Source organism: Streptomyces sp. NPDC048462 (assembly GCF_043200175.1).
In the GTDB taxonomy this organism is placed as follows: Bacteria; Actinomycetota; Actinomycetes; order Streptomycetales; family Streptomycetaceae; genus Streptomyces.
The window spans coordinates 1-12,130 of record NZ_JBICXG010000025.1 but is presented as its reverse complement, the minus strand read 5'-3'; the positions used below and the strand labels follow the sequence as shown (position 1 = coordinate 12,130).

The 12,130-nt window shown below is 70.4% G+C and carries 11 protein-coding genes and 1 rRNA gene; 10 read left to right on the top strand and 2 right to left on the bottom strand.

Going from position 1 to position 12,130, the window contains the following annotated elements:
• The first annotated feature begins 7 nt into the window (after window positions 1–7).
• The 6 genes from ACGFU6_RS30915 (at window position 8) to ACGFU6_RS30890 (ending at window position 7,426) form a co-directional block, all read left to right on the top strand.
• Window positions 8–316: a hypothetical protein gene (locus ACGFU6_RS30915; RefSeq protein ID WP_024493027.1), complete on the top strand. Its 309-nt coding sequence runs from the start codon at window positions 8–10 to the stop codon at window positions 314–316.
• Between the two features lie 182 nt (window positions 317–498).
• Window positions 499–1,374, top strand: coding sequence for a hypothetical protein (locus ACGFU6_RS30910; protein ID WP_393615722.1), 876 nt, complete (start codon window positions 499–501; stop codon window positions 1,372–1,374).
• Complete coding sequence (locus tag ACGFU6_RS30905; RefSeq protein ID WP_393615865.1) at window positions 1,364–2,731, top strand: hypothetical protein; 1,368 nt, start codon at window positions 1,364–1,366, stop codon at window positions 2,729–2,731. Before ACGFU6_RS30910 ends, ACGFU6_RS30905 begins: the two co-directional genes overlap by 11 nt.
• The gene (locus ACGFU6_RS30900; protein ID WP_393615720.1) at window positions 2,728–4,278 is read left to right on the top strand and encodes an SCO6880 family protein; all 1,551 of its coding nucleotides are present in this window, start codon (window positions 2,728–2,730) and stop codon (window positions 4,276–4,278) included. The genes ACGFU6_RS30905 and ACGFU6_RS30900 overlap by 4 nt, the downstream gene beginning before the upstream one ends.
• A 111-nt stretch (window positions 4,279–4,389) precedes the next feature.
• Window positions 4,390–5,808, top strand: a complete 1,419-nt coding sequence (locus ACGFU6_RS30895; RefSeq protein ID WP_393615718.1) for an ATP-binding protein — start codon at window positions 4,390–4,392, stop codon at window positions 5,806–5,808.
• 1 nt (window position 5,809) lies between these two features.
• The gene (locus ACGFU6_RS30890) at window positions 5,810–7,426 is read left to right on the top strand and encodes a type IV secretory system conjugative DNA transfer family protein (RefSeq protein ID WP_393615716.1); all 1,617 of its coding nucleotides are present in this window, start codon (window positions 5,810–5,812) and stop codon (window positions 7,424–7,426) included.
• Between the two features lie 90 nt (window positions 7,427–7,516).
• On the opposite strand, the gene ACGFU6_RS30885 is transcribed toward ACGFU6_RS30890, so the two are convergent.
• Window positions 7,517–8,074, bottom strand: a complete 558-nt coding sequence (locus tag ACGFU6_RS30885; RefSeq protein ID WP_393615711.1) for a GNAT family N-acetyltransferase — start codon at window positions 8,072–8,074, stop codon at window positions 7,517–7,519.
• Window positions 8,075–8,217: 143 nt separating this feature from the next.
• Here ACGFU6_RS30885 and ACGFU6_RS30880 point away from each other — a divergent pair, with 143 nt between their 5' ends.
• The 4 genes from ACGFU6_RS30880 (at window position 8,218) to ACGFU6_RS30865 (ending at window position 11,971) form a co-directional block, all read left to right on the top strand.
• On the top strand, window positions 8,218–9,156 hold the full coding sequence (locus ACGFU6_RS30880) for an ATP-binding cassette domain-containing protein (RefSeq protein WP_393615709.1): 939 nt from the start codon (window positions 8,218–8,220) through the stop codon (window positions 9,154–9,156).
• Window positions 9,153–9,944, top strand: coding sequence for an ABC transporter permease (locus ACGFU6_RS30875; RefSeq protein ID WP_393615707.1), 792 nt, complete (start codon window positions 9,153–9,155; stop codon window positions 9,942–9,944). The genes ACGFU6_RS30880 and ACGFU6_RS30875 overlap by 4 nt, the downstream gene beginning before the upstream one ends.
• Before the next feature lie 102 nt (window positions 9,945–10,046).
• Complete coding sequence (locus tag ACGFU6_RS30870; protein ID WP_393615705.1) at window positions 10,047–11,309, top strand: sensor histidine kinase; 1,263 nt, start codon at window positions 10,047–10,049, stop codon at window positions 11,307–11,309.
• Window positions 11,306–11,971, top strand: coding sequence for a response regulator (locus ACGFU6_RS30865; RefSeq protein WP_393615703.1), 666 nt, complete (start codon window positions 11,306–11,308; stop codon window positions 11,969–11,971). The genes ACGFU6_RS30870 and ACGFU6_RS30865 overlap by 4 nt, the downstream gene beginning before the upstream one ends.
• Window positions 11,972–12,036: 65 nt before the next feature.
• On the opposite strand, the gene rrf is transcribed toward ACGFU6_RS30865, so the two are convergent.
• Window positions 12,037–12,130: ribosomal RNA gene (rrf, locus tag ACGFU6_RS30860) — 5S ribosomal RNA — on the bottom strand; the annotation flags it as partial.

Here is a 12,130-nt window from a genome sequence, read left to right as displayed (position 1 = left end):
GACTTAAATGATCCTGGCAGCTGAAAAGGGCGACATCACCACCATCATCGGCGGAATCGCCCCGAACTGGGGGCCGTTCGGGACCTTGGGCAACGAGGCCCGCGTCATGATCGAAGTGGTGATGGCGATCGCCATCCTGCTCTGCCTCGGCATCGCGATCTGGGGAGCGGCGAAACAGCGGATCGGCGCGACGGCTCTGCGTGACACGTTCAGCGCGGAGCAGGGCAAGGGGCTGATCGTCGCCGGCCTCACCGGTGTGTTCATCATCGGATCGCTGGGAACCTTGTTCACCATCGTCTACGGGATGGCCGTCTAACCAGCCGTCAGCCCGCGTCCGGGGGCACTCCAGCCCCGTCCCCACCATCCGTCCGTCGTGCCCACCGGCAGAGGTTGCGTCTCCCTGATGTCGAGTCACCACACCGCGCCCGCGCGGAAACCAGCACGGCTACCGTCGTACTACGACGCGGTTCAGGCAACGGTTGAGGGGGCGTACGCGGCATGAGTCCCGGCGACGAAGACGGTTACGGCAACGACTCCGGCCGTTCGCACGACGGCTACAGCACCCTCGGCGGCACGCGCCAGACCCGCACCCGCCTTCCCGACGGCCAAGGCGGCGACGGCTACGGCCCCCGCCGCCCGGCCCGCAACTCCCGCTCGCTCTTCACGGTCCTCGGCGTGGTGGTCCTGCTGCTGGCCGCTATCGCCTTCGCGAACTTGGGCGGCGGCAACGGTGACGACGGCGGCGACGGCGCGCCGGGAAGCGGCGGCAAGAAGGCCGGCTCGGCACCGACCGCAGCCACGGGGACGAAGCCGGTGGCGGGGAAGAACGGCTCGATTCCCTCGGGGTTCGCACATGACGAGCAGGGGGCGCAGAGCGCGGCGGCGAACTATTCCGTGGCGCTTGGTTCTGCGGACATGTTCGACAAAAACCGTCGACGCGCGATCGCCACGGCTGTATACGCACCAACTGTGGCTTCCGCCCGCCAGGATGCCCTCGACAAGGTCTACTCCGGTGAGGCTTTCCTGGCGAACATCGGCCTGAACACCGACGGCACCGCCCCTGCCGGCCAGACCTTCATCTCACGTTCCAATCCAGTCGGAACCAAGGTGGAGAAGTTTAACGGAGACACGGCGAGCGTCTCCGTCTGGTACTCAGCGTTGTTCGGCCTGGCCGGTGAAGGGTCGAAGAACCCGGTCTCCGAGAGCTGGTTCACCAACACCTTCGCCCTCACCTGGATCAACGGAGACTGGAAGGTAGCCGACTTCACCCAGAAGGACGGCCCCGCCCCGGTCGGCCGTGACCAGGCTGCCTCCCCTGCCGGAGAGATGGCCGATGCTGTGGAACAGTTCGGAGGGTTCACGTATGCCCGGTAAACGACAGAGTCGGGTCCTCTCGTTGTCAGCCCTTGTGGGCACTGTGCAGGTCTCTCTAGTCCTGCTGGCCACTCGTGCATTCGCAGCGCCCTCACCAAGCCCAGCACCCAGCAAGGGCAGCAATGCCTGTGATCTGATCCGTGGACCCGCCAAGGACTACTGCGAAGGCGGCGCAGGCACCTCCAAATCCAACGCCCCCAAGAGCACCGACCCCGCCCTGGACCCCCTCACCTCCCTGGGACGCGGCTGCGCCGACGCCGCCGCCTGGATCGTCGGGAAGCTCAGCGACGCCGTCAAGAGCACCGCCAACGTCGACTTCACGAACACCCGGTTCCTCCAGCAGTACGCGATCGTTTTCGCGGCCTCCACCGTGCTCACGCTCGTCCTGTGGCTGCTGGCCGTCGCCAAGCGCGCCATCCGCGGGGTGCCGCTCACCACAGCCATTTCCGAGGCCATCGGGTTCCTGTGGCTGACGGTCCTCGCGTCCGCGTTCACGCCGCTTATCCTGTACACGATCGTCTCCGCCACCGACGCGGTCACCGAGGTCATCGCCTCGTCCTCCGGCGGGCAGACGGACGTCTTCTTCGGGTCGTTCGCGGACGCGCTCAAGAAGGACTCCGACATCGGCGGCGGACCGATCATGCTGATCGTCGTCTCGCTGGTGTCGATCCTCGCCGCCGGCATCCTCTGGCTGGAACTCGTGATCCGGGCCGCCCTGCTCTACGTCGGCGCCCTCCTCGGAACCGCCGTGTACGCGGGTCTCGTCGACAAGAACATGTGGGGGCACGTACGCCGCTGGGCAGGCATCATGATCGCGGTGATCATGGTGAAACCGGTCATCGTCATCGTGCTCGGCCTGGCCGGTGCGCTGTCGTCGGACGACGGGCCGAACGCGTTCTCCGCCGTCGTGTCCGGGCTGGCCATCATCCTCCTCGCGATCTTCGCCTCCGGCATGATCTACCGCTTCGTACCCGGCTTCGGCGACGAGATCCAGGGCGCCCGCACCAACCGCAAGCAGGCCACCGACGGCTCCCAGGCCGCCGCGATGATCAGCTCGCCCGCCGCGCTCGTCTCCCAGGGCATCAAGACCCACAGCAGCCGCGGTGGCGGCGGCCAGGACGGCGGCGGCGGCGGCAGCAACAGCGGCGGCGGACGCCCCGCCAATCCGGTCAGCGGCGGAGTCGCCGCCCACAGCTCCCGCAACTCCGGGAGCGGGGTCGGCGGCGGATCTGTCCCCTCCGCCGCACCTCCGCCCCGCAGCGGGTCGGGTCCCACCTCCGGTACCCCGCACAGCAGCCGCAGCCCACGCCGCGGATCAGGCAGTTCAGGTAACAGCACAGGAGGTGGCGGGCGTTGAGCACCCAGTCCCATCCGATCGCGCTCCGCCGCACGTATCTCATCGGCCGGGCCAGGCCAAACGCCATGGTCGGCAAGAACCGCGAGACCGGCGAGATCGCCCTGATCATCGGCGGGGCCTTCCTCGGCATGATGAGCGGGCTGCTCGTGCCGGTCCTCTCCATGCGGATCGTGCTGCTCACCGGCTTCCCGCTGCTCGCCCTGGCGATCGTCTACGTCCCGTACAAGCACCGCACCTTCTACAAGTGGTTCGAGATCAACCGCAGCTACAAGCGCTCCCTGCGCCGCGGCACCACATACGCGTCCGGGGCCATGGAAGCGGGTGTGAGCGCCGACGGGCGGGAGGTCGAGATCGGGCCACCCCCAGGCATCGGCCGGATCAACTGGCTGGCCGCACCCTTCGGGCCCGACGAGATCGCCGTCCTGCTGCACGCCGACCGCCGCACCGTCACCGCCGCGATCGAGATCGAGGGGCCCGGCGTCGGGCTGCGCGACAGCGAGGACCAGGAAGCACTCGTCGACCGGTTCGGCACCCTGCTCAAGCACGTGGCCAACGGCGACGGCTTCGTGACCCGCATCCAGATGCTGGCCCGCACCCTGCCCGCCGACCCCGACGCGCACGCCAAGGACGTCGCCCAGCGCGGCGACAAGGCCTCCCCGGGCTGGCTGCAGGAGTCCTACGACCAGCTCCAGTCCATGGTCTCCACCTCCAGCGAGCAGCACCGCGCCTACCTCGTCGCCTGCATGGAGTTCGACCGCGAGCTCGCCGCCGAGGCCAACGCCATGGCCCGCGCCGCCCGCCCGCACGGCGGCCGCAAGCTCGACCGGGACGCCGGTCTCGCCGTCGTCATGGCCCGCGAGCTCACCGACATCTGCGCCCGCCTCGCCGAGGCCGACATCCGGGTACGGCAGCCGCTCGGCCAGAGCCGCCTCGCCTCGCTCGTCCACTCGATGTACGACCCCGACCACCCCATCGACCACATCCAGGCCATGACGAAGCGCAATGCCTGGCCCGCCGAGCTGGACGCGGTCGAGCCGACGTTCCTCCAGGCCAAGACCCGCGAGTCGTCGACCCGCGCGCCCTGGTGTCACTCGACGGCCTGGGTGAAGGAGTGGCCGATGACACCCGTCGGCGTCAACTTCCTGGCCCCGCTCCTCGTCCACACGCCCGATGTGATCCGTACGGTCGCGGTCTGCATGGACCTCGAACCCACCGAGATCGCCATCGAGCGGATGCTCACCGAGAAGACCAACGACGAGGCCGAGGCAAGCCGCCAGGCCAAGATGAACCGCACCGTCGACCCCCGCGACATCGCCGCTCACGGACGGCTCGACCAGCGGGGTGAAGATCTCGCGAGCGGCGCGGCCGGGGTGAACCTGGTGGGGTACATCACCGTGTCGTCCCGTTCGCCCGAGTCCCTCGCCCGCGACAAGCGGACGATTCGGGCCTCGGCCGGCAAGTCGTACCTGAAGCTGGAGTGGTGCGACCGCGAGCACCACCGCGCGTTCGTGAACACCCTGCCGTTCGCCACCGGCATCCGCCGATAGCCCCACCCGCCCGATAGCCCCACCCGCCCGAGAACACCCGAGGGCAACCGAGAGCGCACCCGAGAACACCGAGAGAGCACCGAGAGAGACGAAAGGGAGGTCGGTCACGCCATGCGAGATCCGCTGTCCGCGTTGTCGGACGCCTTTACCGCCTTCCTCTTCGGGAAGGTGGAGACGACCCGACTGCCCGTCCGCACCTCCACCGGACAGGCACAGGCGGTCTACCTGCCCACCGCCGCCCCCGGCCTCGGTGACTCCGGCGTGATCATCGGCCGCGAGGTGTACTCCGGCAAGGGCTACATCTACGACCCCTTCCAGCTGTACGGGCAGCAGCTCCCCGCCCCGCACTGGCTGGTGCTCGGCGAGTCCGGCAACGGCAAGTCCGCGCTGGAGAAGACGTACGTGCTCCGCCAGCTCCGCTTCCGCGACCGCCAGGTCGTCGTCCTGGACGCCCAGGGCGAGGACGGCGTCGGTGAATGGAACCTCATCGCCCAGGAACTGGGCCTGACCCCCATCCGCCTCGACCCCACCTCCGCGCTCAACGGCGGCATCCGGCTCAACCCGCTCGACCCCGCGATCACCACGACCGGGCAGCTCGCCCTGCTCCGCACGATCATCGAAGTCGCCATGGGCCACGGCCTCGACGAGCGCTCCGGCTTCGCGCTCAAGGTCGCGCACGCCTTCGTGAACGAGACGGCGACCGACCGTCAGCCCGTCCTGATGGACATCGTCGACCAGCTGCGCCACCCGGAACCCGAGTCGGCCGAGGCGATGAACGTCGACATAGACGACGTACGGGCCTGGGGCCTGGACGTCGCCCTCGTCCTGGACCGGCTCGTCGACGGCGACCTGCGCGGCATGTTCGACGGGCCGACCTCGGCCGACATCGACCTGGACGCCCCGCTGATCGTCTTCGACCTCTCCCACATCGACCGCAACTCGATCGCCATGCCGATCCTGATGGCGATCGTCGGTGTGTGGCTGGAGCACACCTGGATCAGGCCGGACCGGAAGAAACGCATCTTCCTGGTGGAGGAGGCCTGGCACATCATCAACTCCCCCTTCGTGGCACAGCTCTTCCAGCGCCTGCTGAAGTTCGGCCGACGACTCGGCCTGTCCTTCGTCGCCGTCGTCCACCACCTCAGCGACGTCGTCGACGGAGCCGCGGCGCGGGAGGCGGCGGCCATCCTCAAGATGGCGTCGACCCGCACGATCTACGCCCAGAAGGCCGACGAGGCCAGAGCGACCGGCCGGGTGCTCGGGCTGCCCCGATGGGCGGTCGAGATCATCCCCACCCTCACCCCGGGCATCGCCGTCTGGGACGTCAACGGAAACGTACAGGTCGTCAAACACCTGATCACCGAGGCCGAACGCCCCCTCGTCTTCACCGACCGCGCGATGACCGAGTCCTCCGCGATCGATCTGCTCCCGGAAGACGTACGCGCCGCCGAACTGGAGGCGGAGCAGCGCGCGGCCCGGATCGAGAACCAACAACGGCTCAACGAGTCGTCCGAGTCAACGGTGGCATGACATGGCAGGGCGCGGCGAGGCACGTTCCGGCGGCAGCGGGGGCGGCAGCGGCGGCATCCCCGACGGGCTGCTGATCGGCCTGCTGGCCTTCCTGCTCGGGCTGACGCTGCTGGCCTGGACGGCCACCGGTCTGTCCGGACTCCTCGCGCACGGCGCCTGGCCGCACGGCGTCACCCTCCCCGAGACCCCGCTGGCCATGCGGCGCCTGGTGGAAGCCCCGCACGACCTGCCGGCCGCCTGGCCGACCACACCGGCCGGTGCGCTCTCCGGATACGGGCTGTTCTGGGGCCTGTTCATCGGCGAACTGATGGTGCTGGTGGTGCTGAGCATCTTCGTGATGGGTGTGGTCGCACGCTGGCGCGGCGTACGGTCCAGGCAGCGCGACCAACGGCGGGAAATGCTGCACCAGCTGAGGGAAGGTCAGTCGGAACGGACAGCCCCCCGACAGCGCCCCGACCTGGAGAAGCAGCAGGAGTACGGACACCAGTCCCCGCCCCCCACAGCCGAACCCGCACCCGGACGCGGCCCCGCACTCGCACCCACAGAACACCTCCCCGAACCACAGCCACACCCCCGGACCACACCCCCGGCCACCACAACCACCACCGCCCCCACTGCCGCTTCAACCGCCATCACCACCGAGCTCCTGGCGACCGCCGCCCCGCTCACCGTTCCCTCGCCCCGCGCCCCTCTCGTCGTCTACGGCCCCGCCGCCACCCGCCGGCCCACCGTCGTCCAGGCCATCAGCGAGGCCGCCGGCCCCGTGCTGGTCGTCACCTCCGACCCCACCGTCTGGGCGGAGACCAAGGACGCCCGCGCCAAGCTGGGCCCCGTCCTCATCTACGACCCCGGCCACCTCTGCGACACCCCGGCCAGGCTCCACTGGGCCCCCGCCACCGGCTGCGAACAGCCCGACCTGGCCGCCGCCCGCGCCGCCGCCCTCCTCGCCCCGGTCCGCCCGCAGGCCCGCATCGACGCGGCGACGGCCGACACCGCCGAGACGCTCCTCCAGTGCTGGCTGCACGCCGCGGCCATCGACGGCCGCCCCTTCCGCCAGGTCCACCGCTGGGCCCTGGGCAGCACCGCCCACGAACCGGTGCGGCTGCTCCGTACCCACCCCAAGGCCGCGTCCGGACTCGCCGGACTCCTGGAGTCCGCGCTCACCGCTCACCCCGAACGCCGCGAGATGGCCCAGGAACTGACCGTCCGGGCCCTCGGCGCGCTCTCCTCGGTCCACATCCGCGACGCCTGCACCCCGAACCGGGCCGATGCGCTCGCGCTGGATTCTTTTGCGGACGAGGGGGGCACTCTTTATGTGGTGGGTGAATCCATCGAGAATCCCCGATCGGGCCCCGGAGCCATGCCCCTGCTCACGGCGCTCGCCTCAGACGTGGTCGAGCACGGCCGCCGCATGGCCACACGGTCATCCGACGGTCGGCTCGACCCACCAATGACGCTCGTCCTCGACGACGTCGCAGCCGTCGCACCGCTGCCCCGGCTGCCCGAGCTGCTGGCGACGGGCAAGAAGCTGGGCCTGCCCACCGTCGCCCTGCTCCGCTCCCCCGAACAGGCCCGCGCCCGCTGGACCCAGCAACTCCAGACGCCGAGCGCCCCCTGACCGAGCACGCCACCACACCCCGGGCCAAGAACCCCGGGCCCAGCGCCCCACCCCGGCCAGCTCCACCCCGGCCCACTCCACCGCGACCCGTTATGGCCGGGGCACCGCGTGCTCCAGCTCAAGTGTCGTCGGGTCGCCCTGCAACGGCACCGTCTCCCCGGTCGGCACGAACCCGTTCCGGCGGTAGAACGCCGAGGCCCTCGGGTTGTTCTCGTGCACGTACAGCCGTACGCGTTCGATCAGCGGCTCGCCCAGCGACCACGCCCAGTCCATGCCGGCCCGGAACAGTTCCTCGGCGACTCCCCCGCCCCGGGCCTCGGGACGCACGAACACCCCCACCACATGCGCCTGGTGGATGTCGGCCACCGCACCGAACCGCACCTCCGCGCCGGGCCGTTCGACCAGCACGGTCAGCGAACCCGCCCAGCTCCCGTCCGGCGCCTCGGCGACGAACTGCCGCGCCTCACCGCCGCCGGTCTCCGAAGCACCGGCCGCCCGCTCCTGCCAGAACGCGTCGGGCCGCTCCACGGCCTGCTCGTACGTCTCCAGGAACGCCACCGGCGCCACCGGATCCCGCAGCGCGGCCAGCCTGATTCCCTTCGCCGACTGCCACTCATCGGCACGCAACGGCCGTATCACGTAGTCCATGCGCCGATCCTCGCCCGACGCCGACAGCCCGTGCAAACGAGTTCCCGTCGCGGCCCCGGCGTCGTCCCCCGGTACTACGCGCGCCGCCACCTCCCGCCCCCGGGCCGACGCCCCGCGCCCGCCCGCTCCGTAGCGTCGACCGCATGATCAGGGCATACGAACTCACCAAACGGTACGGGGACACCGCCGTCGTCCAAGACCTCGACTTCACGGTCCGCCCCGGCACCGTGACCGGCTTCCTCGGCCCGAACGGCGCCGGGAAATCAACCACCATGCGCATGCTGCTCGGCCTGGACGCCCCCACCCGCGGCCGCTCGACCATCGGCGGACGCGCGTACGCCGCCCACAGCGCACCGCTCACCGAAGTCGGCGCCCTGCTGGAAGCCCGCTCCGTACACCCCGGCCGCACCGCCTTCCACCACCTGATGTCCCTCGCGCACACCCACGGCATCCCCCGCAGCCGCGTCGAACACGTCCTCGACCTGACCGGGCTGACCGCCGTGGCCGGGAAGCGGGTCAAGGGCTTCTCGCTCGGCATGGGCCAACGGCTCGGAATCGCCGCCGCGCTGCTCGGCGACCCGGCCGTCCTCATCCTCGACGAACCGGTCAACGGCCTCGACCCCGAGGGCGTGCTGTGGATCCGCAACCTGCTCAGATCCCTTGCCGCGCAAGGCCGCACGGTCCTCGTCTCCTCGCACCTGATGAGCGAGACGGCGCTCACCGCCGACCACCTCGTCATCATCGGGCGCGGCCGCCTCCTCGCGGACACCACGGTCGACGACTTCGTCGCCACGGCGGGCGGCGCCTCGGTCCGGGTCCTCACCCCGCAGGCCCCCGCCCTGCGCGACCTCCTTGGAGGCCCAGGCATCGACATCACCAGCCCCACCGGTACCGAGCCCGGTGCCCTGGAGGTCCGCGGCGCGGACGCCGCCCACATCGGCCGCGTCGCGGCCGCACACGCCATCCCGCTGTACGAGCTCACCCCGCGCACCGCCTCGCTGGAGCAGGCGTTCATGGACCTCACCCAGGAGTCGGCCGAGTACCGGATCACCGCCCCCGAACCGACCGGAGTCCCCGCATGACCACCGTGGCAGTCACCCCGCACCCCTACCGCATCACCCCGGCCCGGGTACTGCGCTCCGAATGGCACAAGCTCAGGTCCCTGCGTTCGAGCTGGATCACCCTGGGATCGGCAGCCGCGCTGGTACTCGCCGTCGGCATCGTCATGGGCACGACCTACACCTCCGGCGGCGGCGACTCCGACGTCGACACGGTCATCATGGTTCTCTACGGCACCGCCCTCGGCACGCTCTGCACGGTGGTGCTGGGCATCCTGTTCACGGCGGGCGAGTACTCGACGGGCATGATCCGCGCCTCGCTCACCGCCGTCCCCCGCCGGCTCCCGGTCCTGTGGGCGAAGGCGGCCGTCTTCACCCTCACCGTGTTCACCACCATGCTGCTCACGTCGCTGATGACCTTCGTCGTCGCACAGTTCTTCCTCGACGACACCGACCAGGCGGCCTCCCTCACCGACCCCGGCGTCCTGCGCGCCGTGGCGGGGAACGCCGTCGGGACCACGCTCCTCAGCCTGATCGCCCTGGGCCTCGGTGCCCTGCTCCGCTCGGTTCCCGGCGCGATCGGCGCGTTCATCGGGGGCGTGATGGTCCTTCCGGAGGTGCTCTCCATGCTTCCCTACGACGCGGTGGAGACCGCCGTCCGCTATTTCCCCACCCAGGCCGCCGGCGTTCTGGGCTCCGCGGCCCCGCTCCCCGACGCCGCCTCCAACGGTGGCGCCCTCCTCGCCCTCGTACTGTGGGCCGCGGCGTCCCTGGGGGCTGCGGCCGCGCTCCTGCGACGGCGCGACGCATGACGTGTGTGACGCGAGGCATGCGAGGGACGCGAGAGACGCGAAGGAATCCGGGGGCGAGGACGGACAGGGCGCTGGACTGGTGAGGGAACGGATGACGAACGGATGACCCACCACGACACGCACCGGCCGCCGGGACCCAGCCCGCTGTCCGGTCACATCCAGCGCACGGTCCAGCGCGTCCGCGCGTTCGACCGGCGACGGCCCGCCTGCTGGAACGGGCTGCTGACGGCGTTCTGGGTCGGGTTCGCCGTGCTCGACTTCACGTCGGGCGGCTGGCGCACCGTCGCCGGCAACCCGCACGCACCGGGAACGGCCGTGTTCGTCATCAGCGTGGCGCTCTCCGTGCCACTCCTGTGGCGCCGGAGTCATCCACAGGCCGTCCTCGCCGCCATGGCCCCGTTCGCCCTGCTGAACGTCTGGACGGGAGCGGTCGTCCAGGCGGCCTACTTCCAGGACGTCGTCGTCTTCAACATCGCTCTGCGGCTGCCGATGCGCGCCCTGGCACGGTCCGGCGCGATCGTGATCGCTCCGCTGGTGATCGGCTCCTTCCGCTTCCCGGACCAGTGGGACCGGCTCTTCGTCCCCCACCTCTGGGTGTTCGCGTTCGCCGCCCTGCTGGGCATCCTCGTCCGTACCCGCCAGGAGTACACCGAGGCCCTCGTGGACCGCGCCGACCGGCTGGAGCGCGAACGCGACCAGCAGGCCCGGCTCGCCGCAGCAGCCGAACGGACCCGGATCGCCCGGGAGATGCACGACATCATCGGCCACAACCTCTCCGTCATCACCGGCCTGGCGGACGGCGGCGCCTACGCGGCGGTCAAGAGCCCGGAACGGGCCGTCCAGGCGCTGGACGCGATCGGCACGACCAGCCGCCAGGCACTCACCGAACTCCGCCGCCTGCTGGGCGTCCTGCGCGACCAGCCCGACCCCGCCGACCGCGCCCCGCAGCCCACGCTGGACGACATGGAGGCCCTGCTGTCCGGTGTGCGGCGGGCGGGGCTCCCGGTGCGGCTACGGCTACGCGGTACGCCTCCGGCCGTCGAGCCCAACGCAGGGAGGCAGTTGACGGTCTACCGGGTGGTGCAGGAGGCGCTGACCAACACGCTGAAGCACGCCGGCCCGGCCCCCGCCCTGGCAGCCGAGGTCACCCTGACCTATCGTCCGACAGAGCTGGAGGCCCTGATCACCGACAACGGCCTCCCACGCCCCGGCACCGAAGCCGGCAGACCCGAGTCGACCGGGCAGGGCATCACGGGAATGCGCGAACGGGCATCGCTCTACAACGGCACACTCGAAGCGGGCCCCCCTGCCTCCTCCGGCTGGCAGGTACGGCTCCGACTCCCCCTGAAGGACTCCCTCACGTGACGACCGTGCTGATCGCGGACGACCAGCCGATGCAACGCTTCGGATTCCGCATGCTGTTGGAGAGCCAGGACGACATGACGGTCGTCGGCGAGGCCGCCAATGGCCACGAGGCCGTCCAACTCGTCTCCCAACACCAGCCGGACGTCGCGCTGATGGACATCCGCATGCCTCTGCTGGACGGCATCGAGGCCACGCGCCGCATCATCAGGACCGGCTCCCGCACCCGCGTCCTCATCGTCACCACCTTCGACCTGGACCGGTACGCGTACGACGGTCTGCGCGCCGGCGCGAGCGGCTTCCTGATCAAGGACGCGTTGCCGGAGGAGCTTCTCTCCGGTGTACGGGTGGTCGCCGGCGGCGACGCGGTGGTCGCTCCGAGTCTGACCCGCCGTCTCCTGGACGCGTACGCCCAGCACCTGCCGGCGGCCCCCGGGGGGCCTGCCTCGCCGGACCCCCGTATCGCGCGCCTCACGGACCGGGAACGGGAGATCCTCACCGTCATCGGCCAGGGCTGGAGCAACTCCGAGATCTCCGAGCGCTTCCATCTCGCCGAATCGACCGTGAAGACGCACGTCTCCCGCATCCTCGCGAAGACCGAGGCCCGGGATCGTGTGCAGGCAGTCATCCTGGCGTACGACACACACCTGGTCAGCCCGTCCTGACGGCCCGTTCGGGAACGCAGAAAAGCCCCGTGCCACAAGGGCACGGGGCTTAACTATTAAAAGAAGTTCGGCGGCGTCCTACTCTCCCACAGGGTCCCCCCTGCAGTACCATCGGCGCTGAAAGGCTTAGCTTCCGGGTTCGGAATGTAACCGGGCGTT

Bases quoted from the DNA above. Each gene is read 5' to 3' on its own strand.
- ACGFU6_RS30915 (WP_024493027.1), top strand. From the start codon at position 8: ATGATCCTGGCAGCTGAAAAGGGCGACATCACCACCATCATCGGCGGA.
- ACGFU6_RS30910 (WP_393615722.1), top strand. From the start codon at position 499: ATGAGTCCCGGCGACGAAGACGGTTACGGCAACGACTCCGGCCGTTCG.
- ACGFU6_RS30905 (WP_393615865.1), top strand. From the start codon at position 1,364: ATGCCCGGTAAACGACAGAGTCGGGTCCTCTCGTTGTCAGCCCTTGTG.
- ACGFU6_RS30895 (WP_393615718.1), top strand. From the start codon at position 4,390: ATGCGAGATCCGCTGTCCGCGTTGTCGGACGCCTTTACCGCCTTCCTC.
- ACGFU6_RS30890 (WP_393615716.1), top strand. From the start codon at position 5,810: ATGGCAGGGCGCGGCGAGGCACGTTCCGGCGGCAGCGGGGGCGGCAGC.
- ACGFU6_RS30885 (WP_393615711.1), bottom strand. From the start codon at position 8,074: ATGGACTACGTGATACGGCCGTTGCGTGCCGATGAGTGGCAGTCGGCG.
- ACGFU6_RS30880 (WP_393615709.1), top strand. From the start codon at position 8,218: ATGATCAGGGCATACGAACTCACCAAACGGTACGGGGACACCGCCGTC.
- ACGFU6_RS30875 (WP_393615707.1), top strand. From the start codon at position 9,153: ATGACCACCGTGGCAGTCACCCCGCACCCCTACCGCATCACCCCGGCC.
- ACGFU6_RS30870 (WP_393615705.1), top strand. From the start codon at position 10,047: ATGACCCACCACGACACGCACCGGCCGCCGGGACCCAGCCCGCTGTCC.